This window comes from Hafnia alvei, assembly GCF_964063325.1.
Classification (GTDB): domain Bacteria; phylum Pseudomonadota; class Gammaproteobacteria; order Enterobacterales; family Enterobacteriaceae; genus Hafnia; species Hafnia alvei_B.
In genome coordinates, this window is record NZ_OZ061315.1 from 4070177 (window position 1) to 4086292 (window position 16116).

19 protein-coding genes are annotated in these 16116 nt (G+C 49.5%); 11 read left to right on the top strand and 8 right to left on the bottom strand.

Annotated elements, in window-relative coordinates:
- Nucleotide 1: 1 nt before the first annotated feature.
- The 7 genes from murA to mlaF form a co-directional block, all read right to left on the bottom strand.
- Complete coding sequence (gene murA / locus AB3Y96_RS19000; RefSeq protein WP_040047153.1) at nucleotides 2–1261, bottom strand: UDP-N-acetylglucosamine 1-carboxyvinyltransferase; 1260 nt, start codon at nucleotides 1259–1261, stop codon at nucleotides 2–4.
- Between the two features lie 66 nt (nucleotides 1262–1327).
- Nucleotides 1328–1582 (bottom strand): BolA family iron metabolism protein IbaG, encoded by a 255-nt coding sequence (gene ibaG, locus AB3Y96_RS19005; RefSeq protein ID WP_008815209.1) that lies wholly within the window; start codon nucleotides 1580–1582, stop codon nucleotides 1328–1330.
- A 179-nt stretch (nucleotides 1583–1761) separates the two neighbouring features.
- Nucleotides 1762–2076, bottom strand: coding sequence for a lipid asymmetry maintenance protein MlaB (gene mlaB / locus AB3Y96_RS19010; RefSeq protein ID WP_072308520.1), 315 nt, complete (start codon nucleotides 2074–2076; stop codon nucleotides 1762–1764).
- A complete protein-coding gene (mlaC, locus tag AB3Y96_RS19015) occupies nucleotides 2076–2717 on the bottom strand; it encodes a phospholipid-binding protein MlaC (RefSeq protein ID WP_072308519.1) in 642 nt (213 codons plus the stop codon). The genes mlaB and mlaC overlap by 1 nt, the downstream gene beginning before the upstream one ends.
- 17 nt (nucleotides 2718–2734) lie before the next feature.
- A complete protein-coding gene (gene mlaD / locus AB3Y96_RS19020; RefSeq protein WP_367299955.1) occupies nucleotides 2735–3274 on the bottom strand; it encodes an outer membrane lipid asymmetry maintenance protein MlaD in 540 nt (179 codons plus the stop codon).
- A 4-nt stretch (nucleotides 3275–3278) separates the two neighbouring features.
- Entirely contained in the window at nucleotides 3279–4061 is a 783-nt protein-coding gene (gene mlaE / locus AB3Y96_RS19025; protein ID WP_025801130.1) for a lipid asymmetry maintenance ABC transporter permease subunit MlaE, read from the bottom strand.
- 4 nt (nucleotides 4062–4065) lie between these two features.
- Nucleotides 4066–4896 carry a phospholipid ABC transporter ATP-binding protein MlaF gene (gene mlaF, locus AB3Y96_RS19030; protein ID WP_072308543.1) on the bottom strand — a complete coding sequence of 277 codons (831 nt, stop codon included), beginning with the start codon at nucleotides 4894–4896 and terminating at the stop codon, nucleotides 4066–4068.
- Nucleotides 4897–5474: 578 nt separating this feature from the next.
- Between mlaF and AB3Y96_RS19035 the strand changes: the two genes are divergently transcribed.
- The 11 genes from AB3Y96_RS19035 (at nucleotide 5475) to npr (ending at nucleotide 13760) form a co-directional block, all read left to right on the top strand.
- Nucleotides 5475–6458 (top strand): calcium/sodium antiporter, encoded by a 984-nt coding sequence (locus tag AB3Y96_RS19035; protein ID WP_367300346.1) that lies wholly within the window; start codon nucleotides 5475–5477, stop codon nucleotides 6456–6458.
- 75 nt (nucleotides 6459–6533) lie between these two features.
- Nucleotides 6534–7520, top strand: a complete 987-nt coding sequence (gene kdsD, locus AB3Y96_RS19040) for an arabinose-5-phosphate isomerase KdsD (protein ID WP_040047151.1) — start codon at nucleotides 6534–6536, stop codon at nucleotides 7518–7520.
- Between the two features lie 25 nt (nucleotides 7521–7545).
- Nucleotides 7546–8112, top strand: a complete 567-nt coding sequence (gene kdsC, locus AB3Y96_RS19045) for a 3-deoxy-manno-octulosonate-8-phosphatase KdsC (protein ID WP_072308517.1) — start codon at nucleotides 7546–7548, stop codon at nucleotides 8110–8112.
- Nucleotides 8109–8687 (top strand): LPS export ABC transporter periplasmic protein LptC, encoded by a 579-nt coding sequence (lptC, locus tag AB3Y96_RS19050; protein WP_072308516.1) that lies wholly within the window; start codon nucleotides 8109–8111, stop codon nucleotides 8685–8687. The genes kdsC and lptC overlap by 4 nt, the downstream gene beginning before the upstream one ends.
- A complete protein-coding gene (gene lptA / locus AB3Y96_RS19055; protein WP_367299956.1) occupies nucleotides 8656–9285 on the top strand; it encodes a lipopolysaccharide ABC transporter substrate-binding protein LptA in 630 nt (209 codons plus the stop codon). Before lptC ends, lptA begins: the two co-directional genes overlap by 32 nt.
- A gap of 6 nt (nucleotides 9286–9291) precedes the next feature.
- Nucleotides 9292–10017 (top strand): LPS export ABC transporter ATP-binding protein, encoded by a 726-nt coding sequence (gene lptB, locus AB3Y96_RS19060; RefSeq protein ID WP_025801123.1) that lies wholly within the window; start codon nucleotides 9292–9294, stop codon nucleotides 10015–10017.
- Nucleotides 10018–10148: 131 nt separating this feature from the next.
- On the top strand, nucleotides 10149–11582 hold the full coding sequence (gene rpoN, locus AB3Y96_RS19065; RefSeq protein WP_367299957.1) for an RNA polymerase factor sigma-54: 1434 nt from the start codon (nucleotides 10149–10151) through the stop codon (nucleotides 11580–11582).
- A gap of 23 nt (nucleotides 11583–11605) precedes the next feature.
- Nucleotides 11606–11893 carry a ribosome hibernation promoting factor gene (gene hpf, locus AB3Y96_RS19070; RefSeq protein ID WP_040047149.1) on the top strand — a complete coding sequence of 96 codons (288 nt, stop codon included), beginning with the start codon at nucleotides 11606–11608 and terminating at the stop codon, nucleotides 11891–11893.
- Between the two features lie 124 nt (nucleotides 11894–12017).
- Nucleotides 12018–12482 carry a PTS IIA-like nitrogen regulatory protein PtsN gene (ptsN, locus tag AB3Y96_RS19075; RefSeq protein WP_025801120.1) on the top strand — a complete coding sequence of 155 codons (465 nt, stop codon included), beginning with the start codon at nucleotides 12018–12020 and terminating at the stop codon, nucleotides 12480–12482.
- Nucleotides 12483–12624: 142 nt separating this feature from the next.
- The gene (gene rapZ, locus AB3Y96_RS19080) at nucleotides 12625–13476 is read left to right on the top strand and encodes an RNase adapter RapZ (RefSeq protein ID WP_072308514.1); all 852 of its coding nucleotides are present in this window, start codon (nucleotides 12625–12627) and stop codon (nucleotides 13474–13476) included.
- An 11-nt stretch (nucleotides 13477–13487) separates the two neighbouring features.
- Nucleotides 13488–13760, top strand: coding sequence for a PTS phosphocarrier protein NPr (gene npr, locus AB3Y96_RS19085; protein ID WP_025801118.1), 273 nt, complete (start codon nucleotides 13488–13490; stop codon nucleotides 13758–13760).
- Nucleotides 13761–13832: 72 nt separating this feature from the next.
- Here the strand turns inward: npr and AB3Y96_RS19090 are convergent, their stop codons facing one another.
- The gene (locus AB3Y96_RS19090) at nucleotides 13833–15752 is read right to left on the bottom strand and encodes a transcription antiterminator (protein WP_072308513.1); all 1920 of its coding nucleotides are present in this window, start codon (nucleotides 15750–15752) and stop codon (nucleotides 13833–13835) included.
- Between the last annotated feature and the right edge of the window lie 364 nt (nucleotides 15753–16116).

Genomic DNA, 16116 nt, shown 5'->3' on the forward strand with positions numbered 1-16116 from the left:
ATTACTCGCCTTTTACGCGCTCAATATTTGCGCCCAAGGCGCTTAACTTGTTCTCGATGCGGTCATAGCCACGGTCGATGTGGTAAATACGATCGACGATAGTGGTACCTTCCGCAACGCAGCCAGCAATAACCAAACTTGCTGACGCACGCAGGTCAGTGGCCATTACCTGCGCACCAGACAGTTTCTCAACGCCGTAGCAAATCGCAGTATTACCTTCGATTTCAGCATGAGCGCCCATACGGATAAGCTCAGGGATGTGCATGAAACGGTTTTCGAAGATAGTTTCAGTAATAACACCGGTACCTTCAGCCACCAGATTCAGCAAGCTGAACTGAGCCTGCATATCGGTTGGGAAACCGGGATGCGGAGCAGTACGAACGGTAACGGCTTTTGGACGTTCACCGTGCATATCCAAAGAGATCCAGTCTTCACCAGTTTCAATATCTGCACCCGCTTCACGCAGTTTCGCCAAAACAGCATCCAGCGTATCAGGACGGGTATTACGGCAGATAATTTTACCGCGTGTAACCGCAGCGGCAATCAGGAAAGTACCGGTTTCGATACGGTCTGGCAGCACGCGGTAAACACCGCCGCCCAAGCGCGCAACACCTTCAATGGTGATACGGTCTGAACCAGCGCCTGAGATTTTTGCCCCTAACGTGTTCAGGAAGTTCGCGGTATCCACGATTTCCGGCTCACGCGCGGCGTTTTCAATAACCGTTGTGCCTTCAGCCAGCGTAGCAGCGCTCATAATGGTCACGGTGGCACCAACGCTCACCTTATCCATAACGATATGCGCGCCTTTCAAGCGACCATCAACGGAAGCTTTCACATAGCCTTCTTCCAGCTTGATCTCTGCACCCAGCTGTTCTAAACCGGTGATGTGCAAATCGACGGGACGAGCGCCAATCGCGCAACCACCCGGCAAAGAAACCTGGCCATAGCCAAAGCGAGCAACCAGCGGGCCCAGCGCCCAAATAGAGGCACGCATGGTTTTCACCAGATCATAAGGAGCACACAGTTCATTCACGTTACTCGCATCGACGTGAACAGAACCGTTACGCTCAACGCGCACGCCCAACTGGCTTAACAGTTTCATCGTGGTGTCGATGTCTTTCAACTTCGGCACGTTTTGAATTTCTACAGGCTCTTCCGCCAGCAGCGCGGCGAAAAGAATTGGCAGGGCTGCATTTTTTGCACCAGAAATGGTGACCTCGCCGCTTAGGCGAGTGGGCCCCTGCACACGAAATTTATCCATTATTACCGATCTCAGTTAAATATTTGAAACAACCATCACCGCGAACGGTAATAGCGAGTATTGGGATCACAACGCGTTAAGCTTGCGATCGCGCTGCCATTCTTCAGGGGTGAAAGCCTTGATCGACAGTGCGTGAATTCTGTTATCTGCAATGTATTCCATCAGAGGTGCATACACCGTCTGTTGTTTTTTAACACGGCTCATACCAGCAAACTGTTCGCCGACAACAATCACCTGAAAGTGGCTGCCGTCACCGGTTACATGGGCTTCCTGCAGGGATAATGCGTTCATCAACACATCTTTAATTTCGTTGTTGTCCATGGGCGCTCAATCATTGAATAAAGAAAAAATATGAACATCGTTTTGGCATAAACGATCTTTTAAGCCAAAAGGACTAAGCCGCCCATATTAGAGGAAATATGCTCTATCTTAAACAAAGAAAAGCCCCCGATAGCATCGTTATCGAGGGCTTTAGAAATAATCCTAATTATTGCACTGGGTTAGGAGGCTAACTCAGCACCATCGATGATCAGGACCTCATTGAGATTGTAGAGCGCAATCAACGTACGTAGACGCTCGCTCACACCGGTAATCACAATCTGAGAAGCGCTGGTAGCAGGTGTATTCTGCACGTGAACCAGCATAGCAAGGCCTGCTGAATCAACACGCACCAACTCGCTTAAATCCAGACGTTTCTTACCTTCAAGCAACGTGTGGCGATCGTCCCAAAAGCTCATCAGTGAATCTCGATCGAGAATACCAATCAGCTTGAGCGTATCTTCTTCGCTACGCCATTGCAGGACATTCGGCGTCATTATTTTTGGTCCAGCGTAATCGGCTGTTGAGCAGACGAGATCAGCTGTTTGGTTAAGCCGTCAACGCCGTTCTGGCGCAGGATCGATGCCCACTCATTTTGTTTAGTGGTGATCATGCTGACACCTTCTGCGATCATGTCGAATGCCTGCCAGTTACCCGTTTGGCTGTTTTTACGCCATTGGAAATCCAGACGAACCGGAGGACGCCCCTGCGGATCAATGATAGTAACGCGAATCGGCACGATGGTCGCATCGCCCAAAGCACGCTCTGGAGCAACGTTGTAGGTTTGGCCATGATACATCGCCAGAGCCTGCCCATAAGCCTGTTCTAAGTATGCCTGAAACGCCTTGAAATACGCGTCACGCTGTGCAGGCGTCGCACCACGATAATACTGACCCAGCACCAGCGCGCCTGCGTATTTGACCTGCACATACGGCATCAGCTCTTCATGTACGATGGTGCGCAGATAGTTAGGGTCCTGCTTGATTTTAGGTTGTTCGTTTTTAAGACGATCGAACGTTTGCTTAGCTGCGGCATCCATCAGCTTGTAAGGGTTTGTCTGATCGACGGCAGCATTTGCCAGTGTTGGAACCAGTGGGGCTACCGCCAGCAGTGCCACCATTAACATACGTTTAAACATGAATAAATCCCCTTAAATTAATGTGCTGCCGGAGCTTCAGTTGGCGCAGCTGCGTCATCCGAAGCGCTGTCTTTCTTATTGGCGTCATCGTTGCCGCTCTTATATAAGAACTGGCCAATCAAATCTTCCAATACCATTGCCGACTTGGTGTCTTGAATGATGCCGCCATCTTTAAGGATAGACGTTCCCATTTCAGGATCTTCAAAGCCCACGTTTAATGCCAAGAATTGCTCACCCAACAGTCCTGACGTGCGAATAGCCAATGAGCTGGTATCTGGGATCTGGTTATATTGCTCGTCGATATCCATCGCTACGCGAGGCAGGTACGTTTTAGGATCTAAGGTAATATCCGCAACGCGTCCAATCACGACGCCGCCGATTTTGATTGGCGAACGTGCTTTCAAGCCACCGATGTTATCGAATGTCGCATAGATACGATAGGTTGGCTCATTGCCCAGCGATTTAACGTTTGCCACCTGCAAGCACAGGAATACCACCGCACACAGCGCAATAAGCATGAATACGCCAACCCAAATTTCACTTTTTTTCGTTTGCATTGCATCAGTTCCCAAACATCAGTGCTGTCAGCACAAAATCTAATCCCAAGACCGCCAGTGACGAATGCACGACGGTGCGCGTGGTCGCGCGACTAATCCCTTCAGAGGTGGGTATCGCATCATATCCGTTGAACAAAGCAATCCACATAATAGTAATGGCAAACACCACGCTCTTAATCATGCAGTTGACTAAATCCGTATGGAAATCGACCGAGCCCTGCATCGCGGACCAGAAGAAACCGCTATCAATGCTTTTCCAATCGACGCCCACCACAGAACCGCCCCAAATACCAACGGCCACAAAAATCGCCGTCAACAAAGGCATGCTGATAAGGCCAGCCCAAAAGCGTGGTGCAACGATACGCCGCAGCGGATCGACGGCCATCATCTCCATGCTGGAGATCTGCTCTGTGGCTTTCATCAAACCAATTTCAGCCGTCACCGCAGAACCGGCACGACCCGCAAACAGCAACGCGGTGACAACCGGCCCAAGTTCACGTAGCAGCGACAGCGCCACCATCATGCCCAGACTCGCCTCAGCGCTGTAGGTGGTTAAGATGAGATAGCCCTGCAAACCGAGCACCATGCCGATAAACAAACCAGAAACCACAATGATCAGCAGAGACTGCACACCAACGCTGTACAGCTGCTTACGCAGCAGCGGCCATTGCTTGGCAAATTCTGGTTTACCTATTAAGGCATTAAACATCATCAAGCCTGCGCGCCCAAATGAAGCACAGACGTTGATTCCTCGGCGTCCAAACGACGCCAACGCATTTAACAGCATGAGATCACTTACTCCCTGATCCTAATGGGGCTAATCCAAGCAGCGCAGAGCGATAATCGCCAGCCGGATAGCGGAATGGCACGGGTCCATCCGCGATGCCGTCAAGGAACTGTCGGACTCGCGGGTCGCTATTGCCGCTGAGCTCCGCTGAACCACCTTGAGCCACAACGCGCTGATCCGCCACAATATAAGCGTAATCCGCAATACTCAGTACTTCAGGCACGTCGTGCGACACCACCACGCAGGTAATACCCAGCGAGTGATTTAGCTCATCAATCAATTTGACCAACACACCCATTGTTATTGGATCTTGCCCAACAAAAGGCTCATCAAACAAAATCATTTCAGGATCGAGCGCAATAGCACGTGCTAGCGCGGCGCGGCGCGCCATCCCCCCCGACAGCTCTGACGGCATCAAACTGCCGGCACCACGCAGCCCTACCGCCTCTAATTTCATCAATACCGTCGTGCGGATTAACGATTCTGGCAGTTGGGTATGTTCACGCAGCGGAAACGCCACATTATCGAATACGGTCAGATCGGTAAACAGCGCGCCAGATTGAAATAGCATGCTCATTTTTTTGCGAGCTTCAAACAGCTTATGGCGCGAAAGCGATGGGATATCTTGCCCATCAAACCAGATTTCACCTTTATCTGGGCGGATCTGTCCGCCAATCAAACGCAGTAGCGTTGTTTTACCGATCCCCGAAGGCCCCATAATGGCGGTAATTTTTCCTTTCGGGACGGTCATCGTAATATCGGTAAAAATTTGCCGGTTACCACGGCTAAAACTCATGCCGTTGATTTCCACCAAATTTGTTGCCTGTTGATTCATGAGCAAGATTCTCTTAGTCATCTTTATGGCACTGATTTTATGGCGATTTTCGCCTTCATCCATGAAGCTGCATTAGGTTTCACAGCACACGCGTTCCAAACGGTATTCCAAAGATCGGGATTCTCTCACGTTCTGCCCCAATACCGCGCCAATACTTTGGCTATATTTATAACAATTTTGCGATTACGACGCTAAAACCAGACTTATCCGGCTCATTCTGGCAAATAATTCTCATGTTTTTCTGGCTAAAGGTGCCATGGGTTTTACTTTTCCCTCTCCGACAGTCAGAATTGTTAAGATTCACGATAGTTATGGCTTAGCGCTGCCTCGGTAGCTCATTTTCAAGAATTTCCGCCTCATTTGATAAGCCAGATCTTCGGAAATAGGTTTTTCGCTTAACGTTTTTTACTATACCCAAAATCATTGGAGTTGCATCAAGGCGGCAAGAGAGAGGATCCCGATAGGCTTACTTGTGTAAGTGATTCGGGTAAACGAATGCGGCCAACACACAGGCAACTTCAAGTATGACGGGTACAGAACCTGTAAAACGCTGGATTATACCCAACAAAGGACTCTGCATGCTGCTCGCCACCCTATTGTTGATCGTTGGTTTAATACTTTTAGTTTATGGCGCAGACCGCTTAGTTTACGGTGCCGCAGCTATAGCACGCTCATTCGGTGTCCCGCCGATGATTATTGGGATGACAATCGTGGGGATAGGTACCTCCCTGCCCGAACTGACAGTCTCCCTTACCGCGGTAATGAATAATCAAATAAACACCGCGGTTGGCACAGTCATTGGTTCAAACATCGCGAATATCTTACTTATTTTAGGCAGTGCCGCGATATTACGCCCACTTTCAGTTCGGTCTGATATTCTCAGGCGCGAACTGCCGTTAATGTTAGGCGTAACTATCCTGTGCGGTTTTGTTCTTTATGATAATCAGCTAACACGCGTAGACGGCGTCATTTTGATTCTCGCCTTTGCGGCTTTTATGTGGCTGATGTTAAAAATGGCACGGCTGGCAATGCGCGACAGCAACGATCCGCTCACCGACGAGCAAATGGCAGAGCTTCCCAAGGATACCAGCAATACGGTGGCTTTATTATGGATTGCCTTGGGACTGATTATTTTGCCTCTGTCGGCCAAGATAATCGTTGATAACTCAACGGTCATTGCCCGTTATTTCGGCGTGAGTGAATTAGTCATTGGCCTGACCATTATCGCCATTGGCACTAGCCTGCCAGAGCTCGCAACGTCCATCGCGGGAGCGATAAAAGGCGAGCACGATATCGTATTGGGTAATATTATTGGCTCCAATATTTTCAATATTTTGATTGTACTTGGTGTTCCAGCCCTCATATCACAGGGGGATATCCAATTCGATCCCAGCGCCTTTAGCCGCGACTACTGGGTCATGCTTGGCGTGAGCGTGATGCTTACTGCTTTGTGTATCAGACGAAAGCACAAAATTGGACGAACAGCCGGAGCGCTGCTGCTCTGCGGATTTGTAGCCTACGGCGTGCTGCTGTTCATGCATCAGCCGATGGGTATGTATTAAATAAGTACGAGACGGTGAGTACCGATTTATTTCACGTACCACCGATTAAACCGCTGAATCGAGTGAGAAAAAAACATGTCACATTTGGATTTACAGCCGGGATTTGATTTCCAGCATGTGGGAAAGCAGGTTCTTCAGACTGAACGCGAAGGACTGGCACAGCTAGATCAATATATTAATCAGGACTTCACCCACGCCTGCGAGGCGATTCTTTCCTGCATGGGAAAAGTTGTCGTGATGGGCATGGGCAAATCCGGTCATATTGGCCGCAAAATTGCCGCCACGCTCGCCAGCACAGGAACCCCGGCGTTCTTTGTGCATCCCGGCGAAGCTAGCCACGGCGATCTTGGCATGGTCACCTCACACGATATCGTGCTGGCGATTTCTAACTCTGGCGAATCTCACGAGATCCAAGCACTAATTCCGGTTCTAAAACGCCAAAAAGTTAAGCTGATCTGCATGACAAATAACCCTGAAAGTTCAATGGGTAAAGCGTCAGACATCCATCTGTGTGTTAAAGTCCCGCAGGAAGCCTGTCCGTTAGGGCTAGCGCCAACCACCAGCACGACCGCAACGTTGGTGATGGGCGACGCGCTCGCCGTTGCCCTGCTACAAGCGCGCGGTTTCACCGCTGAGGATTTTGCCCTTTCGCACCCTGGCGGCGCGCTGGGTCGTAAATTGTTGCTGCGCGTCAGCGACATCATGCACACCGGAAGCGAATTACCGCACGTCAGCCGTGATGCTTCACTGCGCGATGCCCTGCTGGAGATCACGCGCAAAAACCTTGGGTTAACCGTTATCTGTGATGATTTGATGAAAATCGAAGGCATTTTCACCGATGGTGACCTACGCCGGATTTTTGATTTGGGTGTTGATTTAAACAATGCGAAAATTGCCGACGTGATGACATCTGGCGGAATTCGTATTCGTCCAAACGCCTTAGCGGTCGATGCATTAAACCTGATGCAAGCTCGTCATATCACGTCGTTGTTGGTTGCTGATGGCGATCAACTGATCGGCGTCGTTCATATGCATGATATGCTGCGCGCTGGCGTGGTTTAAGATTTAACGTTTAGGTGAAAAATTAATGAGTGAACAAGGTATGAATATCGCTACCTGTTACGGCCCGGTTGCCCGTAAAATCATGGACAGTGCAGCAGATATTCGTCTCGTCATCTGCGACGTAGACGGCGTGCTATCTGATGGTCTGATTTACATGGGCAACAATGGCGAAGAGCTAAAAGCGTTTAACGTTCGCGATGGCTATGGTATCCGCTGTCTCATTACCGAAGGCATTCATGTGGCGATCATTACCGGTCGTCAATCCAAATTAGTCGCCGACCGCGCGGCTACGTTGGGAATTGAACACCTATATCAGGGGCAATCTGATAAACTGATTGCCTTTGAAAAAATTCTCTCCGATCTGAATTTGCAGCCTCATCAGGTTGCATACATTGGCGATGATTTGATCGACTGGCCAGTCATGGCCAAAGTAGGACTTTCTGTTGCCGTAGCAGACGCGCACCCTATTTTATTGCAGCGCGCTCAATATGTTACCCGTATTGCAGGCGGGCGCGGTGCAGTTCGTGAGTTATGCGACCTTATCCTCCAGTCACAGAACAAGCTGGATGAGGCCAAAGGGCTATCAATATGAGTAAAACCAAACGCTGGGTCATCCTGCTATTAACGGTTATTGCATTGGCACTAATTGGATGGAATCTCACCGAAAATGATTCCGATACCGTGCTAACCCCCGTGAATAATCAGGAACCGACCTACCGCAGCCAGCATACTCTGACCGTGGTTTATGACCCGACAGGTAAACTAAGCTATAAGCTGGTAGCAGAAGATGTTCAGCATTTCACCGAGGATAAAACCAGTTGGTTTAACCACCCGGTGCTGACGACTTACGATCAGGACGTTCAACCGACTTGGTCTATTCGCGCTGACAAAGCAAAACTTACCGATGACCGTATGCTTTATTTATACGGTAACGTTGAAGTAAACAGTTTGACGACGACCTCGCAATTGGAAAGGATTACCACCGATAATGCGCAGGTAAATCTAGTGACTCAGGACGTCAGCTCTGATGATGAAGTCACTCTTTATGGGTCAAACTTCACCTCCCATGGTCTGAAGATGCGCGGGAACATGCGGGAAAAATCCGCAAGGCTGATTGACAAGGTAAAAACCTATTATGAAATTCAAAACAAACAACAAAATCCTTAGCCTTATCATTGCCGGTTCATTGATCGCAGCCAGCGCACCTGTGCTGGCACTGACCGGAGATACAGAGCAACCGATCCATATTGATTCGGCTCAGCAGTCTTTGGACATGCAAGGCAACACCGTGACCTTTACCGGTGATGTGGTCGTGACTCAGGGCACCATCAAAATCAACGCCGATAAAGTTGTGGTGATCCGTCCTAACGGTGCTCAAGGAAAAGAAGTTGTTGAAGGTTACGGTAATCCCGTCACTTTCTACCAGATGCAAGACAACGGCAAACCGGTGAGTGGTCATGGACAGAAACTGCGTTATGAACTGGATAAAGACTTTGTCATTCTGACCGGCGATGCCTTCCTGAAACAGGTTGATAGCAGCATTAAAGGCGACAAAATCACCTATCTGGTTAAACAACAGCAGATGGAAGCCTTTAGCGATAAAGGCAAGCGCGTAACCACGGTGCTGATCCCATCCCAGTTGCAGGATAAAGGCGGCAAAGCAGCTCCGGCGGCAGCTCCAGCCAAATCGAAACCGCAGAGCAAACCTGCAGCGCCGCAGGGTAAATCTCCGTTTAGTCAGTCCTCACAGACCAAGAGTAACTAATTCGTTATGGCAACTTTAATTGCTGAAAATCTGGCCAAGGCCTACAAAGGCCGCCGCGTCGTAGAAAATGTTAGCCTCACCGTTAACTCAGGCGAAATCGTAGGGCTGTTAGGGCCGAACGGTGCGGGTAAAACCACCACCTTTTATATGGTTGTTGGTATCGTGCCTCGTGATGCGGGCCGCATCGAGATTGACGATGAAGACATCAGCCTGCTGCCGCTGCACGCACGTGCTCGCCGTGGGATCGGCTATCTACCGCAAGAAGCCTCTATCTTTCGCCGCCTGAGTGTGTATAACAACCTTATGGCCGTGTTAGAGATTCGCGAAGATCTAACCAAAGAGCAGCGTGCCGATCGTGCCGATGAGCTAATGGAAGAGTTCCACATCGCTCATCTGCGTGACAACCTCGGACAATCGCTGTCCGGTGGTGAACGCCGCCGCGTTGAAATTGCACGCGCTCTAGCCGCAAATCCTAAGTTTATCCTGTTAGATGAACCTTTTGCGGGCGTTGACCCAATCTCTGTTATTGATATTAAAAAAATTATCGAACACCTGCGCGACCGCGGTTTGGGCGTATTGATTACCGACCATAACGTGCGTGAAACGCTAGACGTTTGTGAACGTGCTTATATCGTGAACCAGGGCAACCTGATTGCTCATGGTACGCCATCTGAAATCTTGGCCGATGAGCAGGTTAAACGCGTCTATCTGGGTGAAGAATTCCGTCTGTAACGGCGGCTATCTTGCGTCATATTTACTCTGCGCCATCGTGCAGGGTATACCGCACGGTGGTCTTCATGCGGCCGGACTCTTTTTAGTTTAGCAGGCACTCTGCTTACACCAATGGAAATGAGCTCGCGATTATGAAGCAAGGTTTGCAACTCAGGCTAAGTCAGCAGCTAGCGATGACTCCACAGCTGCAGCAGGCGATTCGCCTGTTGCAATTATCAACGCTAGAGCTTCAGCAAGAGATTCAACAAGCATTAGAAAGCAACCCGCTGCTTGAACAAGATGACACTCACGATGAAATCGAAACTTCAACGGAAGAAGTCAACGAAGAGCTGGACACACGCGAACAGCTAGAGCAGCCGGATATGCCGGAAGAACTTCCTCTCGATGCCACATGGGACGAAATTTATACGGCTGGCACCCCATCAGGAACAGGAACGGACTACAGCGACGACGAGCTACCGATCTATCAGGGGGAAACTACCCAGACCCTGCAAGATTATCTAATGTGGCAAGTTGAACTCACCCCGTTTAGCGATACCGATCTGGCTATTGCCACCGCCATCGTCGATGCCGTGGATGATACTGGCTACCTCACCTCTTCTCTCGACGATATTTTAGAGAGCATGGGCGATGAACACGTCATGATGGATGAAGTCGAAGCGGTACTTAAACGCGTACAGCGTTTCGACCCCGTTGGCGTTGCCGCCCGCGATCTGCGTGATTGCCTGCTGGTTCAGCTCTCCCAGTTCACCGATGGAACGCCTTTCCTTATCGAAGCACGCCTCATTGTTGATAAGCATTTAGATCTCTTAGCGAATCACGATTTCCGTAATCTGATGCGTTCGACTAAGCTAAAAGAAGATGTCCTCAAAGCGGCGATGCAGCTGATCCAAACGCTCGATCCGCGCCCAGGGCTTTCTATCAATACCGGCGAATCCGACTACGTGATCCCAGATGTTTTGGTGCACAAACATCAGGGCCGTTGGGGCGTTGAATTAAATCAGGACAGCGTTCCACGTCTCAAAATTAATCAGCATTACGTCTCGCTCGGCGCACAAACCCGAAGCGATAGCGATACCCAGTTCATCCGCAGCAATCTGCAAGAAGCGAAGTGGCTGATTAAAAGTCTGGAAAGCCGTAATGAGACCTTGCTGAAAGTGTCACGCTGTATCGTAGAACAGCAGCAGGCATTTTTTGATAATGGCGCTGAGTTCATGAAGCCGATGGTGCTGGCTGATATTGCCCAGCAGGTCGAAATGCATGAATCCACCATCTCGCGCGTGACAACGCAGAAGTTTCTGCACAGCCCGCGAGGCATATTTGAACTGAAATATTTCTTCTCAAGTCACGTCAGCACCGAAGATGGCGGCGAAGCTTCCTCAACGGCGATCCGTGCACTAGTGAAGAAACTCGTTGCGGCGGAGAACCCTGCCAAACCGTTGAGCGACAGCAAGCTAGCGACCTTGCTTGCCGATCAGGGTATTATGGTTGCCAGACGTACCGTTGCGAAATACCGAGAGTCTTTGTCCATCCCACCGTCAAACCAACGCAAACAATTGGTTTGACCATAACAGAGAAGGAAGACACTATGCAGCTCAACATTACCGGACACCATGTCGAAATTACCGAAGCTTTGCGCGAATTCGTCACCACAAAATTTGGCAAGCTCGAGCAATATTTTGACCGAATAAATCAGGTTTATGTCGTACTGAGCGTGGAGAAAATCCAACACATTGCGGAAGCAACGGTACATATTAACGGCGGTGAGCTGCATGCTACCTCGGAGCAGCTAGATATGTATGCTGCTATTGATACTCTGGTTGATAAACTGGCGCGCCAGCTCAATAAACATAAAGACAAATTGAAACAACACTAGCGTTTAAATAGTTTAAACGCCTGCTGACTTCATCGGCCTGTTTCTTCCATGAAACGGGCCGATAAGCCATCATGGGGAGCATGAAAAATCAGCCCTTTGGTCTGATTTAAATGAAGAAGATGAGATGAGTAACGATTTAACTATGCCATTAACCTCCGTACTGAGTCCGGAGTGCACACGCAATGCAGTTCACTGTTCCAGCAAGAAGCGCGCACTGGAAATTATCAGCGAACTGGCGGCTGCACAGCTGAACCTGCCACCACAGATCGTCTTTGATGCGATCTTAACGCGTGAGCGTATGGGGAGCACCGGCATTGGCAACGGCATTGCGATTCCTCACGGCAAGCTTGAGGAAGACACCCTGCGAGCCATTGCGGTTTTCATTCATCTAGAACAGCCGATAAGCTTTGATGCTATCGATAATCAACCCGTTGACCTGCTGTTTGCCTTGCTGGTCCCTGCAGACCAATGCAAAACCCACTTACAAACACTCGCTATCATGGCGCAGAAATTGGCCGATAAAGGCGTCTGCCGCCAACTACGCAGCGCGCAAAGCGATGATGAGCTGTACAAAATCATTACAGAATAATGCGTTAGCACGCTGTCAAAACAGTGGCAGGATGTGCTGCGTCACGTTACATTGGGTATAACAATTTGTGATAGACCTCCTTTGGGAGGTCAAATTTCCACAGACAGCCATGCGGCTGTCCGAACTCAAGGGGAGTTGTGACATGGTGCTGATGATTGTCAGCGGCCGTTCCGGTTCAGGGAAATCCGTTGCGTTACGTGCGCTTGAGGACATGGGATTTTATTGTGTAGACAATCTTCCCGTTGAGCTCTTGCCAAATTTAGCTCGCTCTCTGGCCGATCGCGGAACCTCCGCCGCCGTCAGTATTGACGTGCGCAACATGCCAGAATCTCCAGAAGTTTTGGAAATAGCGATGGACAGTCTGCCTGACAGCTTCTCTCCGCAGCTGCTGTTTTTAGATGCCGATCGTAATACGCTGATCCGTCGATACAGCGATACCCGTCGCCTGCACCCTCTCTCAGCTAAAAATCTGTCGCTCGAAAGCGCCATTGATGAAGAGAGTGATTTGCTGGAGCCATTACGCTCACGCGCCGATCTTATTATCGACACGTCCGAAATGTCGGTACATGAACTGGCTGAAATGCTGCGTACGCGCCTGCTTGGCAAACGCGAGCGCGAGCTGACGATGGTATTTGAATCATTTGGCTTCAAACACGGTATTCCCATTGATGCCGATTATGTCTTCGACGTTCGCTTTCTGCCTAACCCGCACTGGGATCCCAAACTGCGCCCAATGACAGGCCTTGATAAACCAGTTGCTGCATTTTTGGATCGTCATACCGAAGTGCATAACTTTATTTATCAGACACGCAGCTATTTGGAACAGTGGCTGCCAATGCTGGAAACCAACAACCGCAGCTATCTCACGGTAGCCATCGGCTGTACCGGCGGCAAACATCGTTCTGTTTATGTGGCGGAGCAGCTTGCAGACTATTTCCGCTCACGCGGGAAAAACGTGCAATCTCGCCACCGTACGCTTGAAAAACGTAAATAGGCACCCGTTGTATGACCGTAAAGCAAACCGTGGAAATCAAAAACCGTTTGGGTATGCATGCTCGCCCAGCGATGAAATTGTTTGAACTGGTTCAAGGCTTTGATGCTGAAGTATTGCTGCGTAACGAAAGCGGCGTTGAAGCTGAAGCCAGCAGCGTTATCGCACTTCTGATGTTAGATTCTGCTCAAGGCGGTCATATTGAGGTTCAGGCCGAAGGGCCGGATGAAGACAAAGCGTTAGAAGCCGTCATTTCGTTGTTTGAAGCCGGGTTTGATGAAGACTGAGTGTTAAATTTTTATATTTAAAAGCCTCTGCATGCAGAGGCTTTTTTATTCAACTCTATCAATAGGATGGAATTAACTGCGGCTCAAACAATCCATCGCAATGGCCCTAAACTGTTCAAAGTCAGTGCTAGCCAATAACCGTCCTACAGCGCGTTCTCGCATAAAGGTCACGAACAAGTCGTAAATAGCCATCGCCTCTTCGTAATCCTGCTTGCTAATGGCGAGCAGGAAGATCACATGCGCCGTTTCGTTCTCGCTCCAACGCACGCCTTGCGGAGCAAGCACGGTATAAATCACCGTTTTCTTGGCCAGCAATCCCAATGAATGGGGTAAGGCAATGCCCTCGCCCAGCATCGTAGACACAATGCTTTCACGCTCAACCACCGAAGGATGGAAATCAGCGTCGATATACCCTTCCTGCTGGATCTGATGGCAAATTCGGGCAAACAAATCAGCCTGTGAAACAGGTTCATCCAAGATACAGAAATGCGCCGCATCAAAAAACTTTTCCAGCATATAAGGTTTAGTACGATCGACTAATACCAGTTTGGCTAGCTGCTCTAGCTGAAAACTGGTTGGGAAAGGGGCTACGGTCACAATCGGTTTATTCTTTTCAGGCACTTTCACCATCGAGATAACAAAGTCTTCTTCGATATGTTCAAGCTTTTCATACTCTCTTAACGAATCCACCTGATTGACGATCAACTGCGGAAACTCACGTTTCAGCTTAGTTTCCAGCAAGCGCAGCGTAGACATACCAGAATCGCATACCAGTAATGCCTGCGGATGGCGCTCGTAGCCAATGTCATAATGCCGCTCTAAACCCACGCCAATATGTAAAACCAGATAGCCAATTTCATTATCGGTAATGGTATAGGGCATATTTTTTCCCCAACTCGATACCGCGGCCAGCGTCACATCGTACGCTAGCGGATAATGCTGTTTGATATGCTCAAGCAGAGGGTTAGGAATATTTATCTGGTACTTAGCACGGGTCATCATGGTCGCAATATGCGATAGCAAATCGCTGCTCAGTTGCTCATCACCGCGTAAATCGTAGTTATAATGCTCGTTGATAAAATCAAGAATGTGGTTCACCAGCGCGTGGTTTTCATCACCGTCGATATTTTGCAGGCTGCTGGCGTCCGTGATACGTCGGGCGGCAATTTGCACGCTCAGATAGGCCGCTTCGGTTTCAGGAATACCGCAGCCAAATCGCTCTTCCAGGTAACGGGCAACGTCACGCGCGGCCTGAGTAAACACCGGTTCAACGTCGCTAACATCCAGCGCCTCTAACACAAAACCGGTGCGAATGCGGTGCAAAATAATGCCGCAATAGATCAGCAACTGCTGCTCCGCCTCATCTGTTAAACGGATTTGATACTGCTGCATGGTGAGGTGTAGCTGTTCGCGCAGTTGGGCAATATCAATTTCAGGCAATACTTTGCCCCGCAGCTCACCAAACAGCGGGTCGCCCGCAGGATACTGAAACAGCAGGTTTGCCAAACAGGCGCGCACCGCGTTCTCACTACCAAACAGCTTCATGCCATAGTGCGGCTTACTTTCTATCGTTAATCCGTACTTACCCACCATATCACGCACATCGGCCATATCACTTTGTAGCGATGCTCGGCTGACAAACCAGCTATCCGCCACATCATCAAGTTTGATTGGATCGCCCTGTGCCAAAAAACGTAGCAATAGATGAGTTACACGATCTTTTGCCGAGCGCGGAACGCTTCGCGTCGCTCGGCTTTGCTGCTGTAGTAGCGAAAAACGGTCGGCATCATGCACGTCTAATCGATAGCCGCTGCCCCGCAAATGCACAAACTCGGCACCATATTGGCTCAGAATATCATTCAACGCGGTAACATCGGTTCGCACGGTTCGAGTAGAGACAGCAAAACGCCGCGCTAACTCTTCTTGAGGCAATGTCTCCTCAAGAAGCGCGTCAAATACCTGATTTAAACGAGGATAAGGAAATGAGATCATGCTAATACCGCTGCTAACTTACTGATGGACGCAACCCTGCGCAAAAAAATCATAGAGAAAACCAAATATGCAGAGGCAATTTATGGACCAACTTTACACTGATGTATCAGATCATATACCCAAAATAATTCACGTTGCTTGAAGGCGGCAAACCCGTGAATCCTCAGGAGCTTACTCAAGTAAGTGACTGGGGTGAGCGGGTGCAGCCAACGCATAAGCAACTTGAAGTATGACGGGTATATGGTGAATGGTTGCATTGGAATTATATCGTTCACTAACAGATGCAGACAGGCAAGTAATGTGATCTAACGGGCAGAATTCGGAATTACTTCGCGGCGAGAAAAAAGAGAACGGCTGAAACACC

Coding starts and splice junctions, on each gene's coding strand:
- murA (WP_040047153.1), bottom strand. CDS start 1,261: ATGGATAAATTTCGTGTGCAGGGGCCCACTCGCCTAAGCGGCGAGGTC.
- ibaG (WP_008815209.1), bottom strand. CDS start 1,582: ATGGACAACAACGAAATTAAAGATGTGTTGATGAACGCATTATCCCTG.
- mlaB (WP_072308520.1), bottom strand. CDS start 2,076: ATGACGCCGAATGTCCTGCAATGGCGTAGCGAAGAAGATACGCTCAAG.
- mlaC (WP_072308519.1), bottom strand. CDS start 2,717: ATGTTTAAACGTATGTTAATGGTGGCACTGCTGGCGGTAGCCCCACTG.
- mlaD (WP_367299955.1), bottom strand. CDS start 3,274: ATGCAAACGAAAAAAAGTGAAATTTGGGTTGGCGTATTCATGCTTATT.
- mlaE (WP_025801130.1), bottom strand. CDS start 4,061: ATGCTGTTAAATGCGTTGGCGTCGTTTGGACGCCGAGGAATCAACGTC.
- mlaF (WP_072308543.1), bottom strand. CDS start 4,896: ATGAATCAACAGGCAACAAATTTGGTGGAAATCAACGGCATGAGTTTT.
- AB3Y96_RS19035 (WP_367300346.1), top strand. CDS start 5,475: ATGCTGCTCGCCACCCTATTGTTGATCGTTGGTTTAATACTTTTAGTT.
- kdsD (WP_040047151.1), top strand. CDS start 6,534: ATGTCACATTTGGATTTACAGCCGGGATTTGATTTCCAGCATGTGGGA.
- kdsC (WP_072308517.1), top strand. CDS start 7,546: ATGAGTGAACAAGGTATGAATATCGCTACCTGTTACGGCCCGGTTGCC.
- lptC (WP_072308516.1), top strand. CDS start 8,109: ATGAGTAAAACCAAACGCTGGGTCATCCTGCTATTAACGGTTATTGCA.
- lptA (WP_367299956.1), top strand. CDS start 8,656: ATGAAATTCAAAACAAACAACAAAATCCTTAGCCTTATCATTGCCGGT.
- lptB (WP_025801123.1), top strand. CDS start 9,292: ATGGCAACTTTAATTGCTGAAAATCTGGCCAAGGCCTACAAAGGCCGC.
- rpoN (WP_367299957.1), top strand. CDS start 10,149: ATGAAGCAAGGTTTGCAACTCAGGCTAAGTCAGCAGCTAGCGATGACT.
- hpf (WP_040047149.1), top strand. CDS start 11,606: ATGCAGCTCAACATTACCGGACACCATGTCGAAATTACCGAAGCTTTG.
- ptsN (WP_025801120.1), top strand. CDS start 12,018: ATGAGTAACGATTTAACTATGCCATTAACCTCCGTACTGAGTCCGGAG.
- rapZ (WP_072308514.1), top strand. CDS start 12,625: ATGGTGCTGATGATTGTCAGCGGCCGTTCCGGTTCAGGGAAATCCGTT.
- npr (WP_025801118.1), top strand. CDS start 13,488: ATGACCGTAAAGCAAACCGTGGAAATCAAAAACCGTTTGGGTATGCAT.
- AB3Y96_RS19090 (WP_072308513.1), bottom strand. CDS start 15,752: ATGATCTCATTTCCTTATCCTCGTTTAAATCAGGTATTTGACGCGCTT.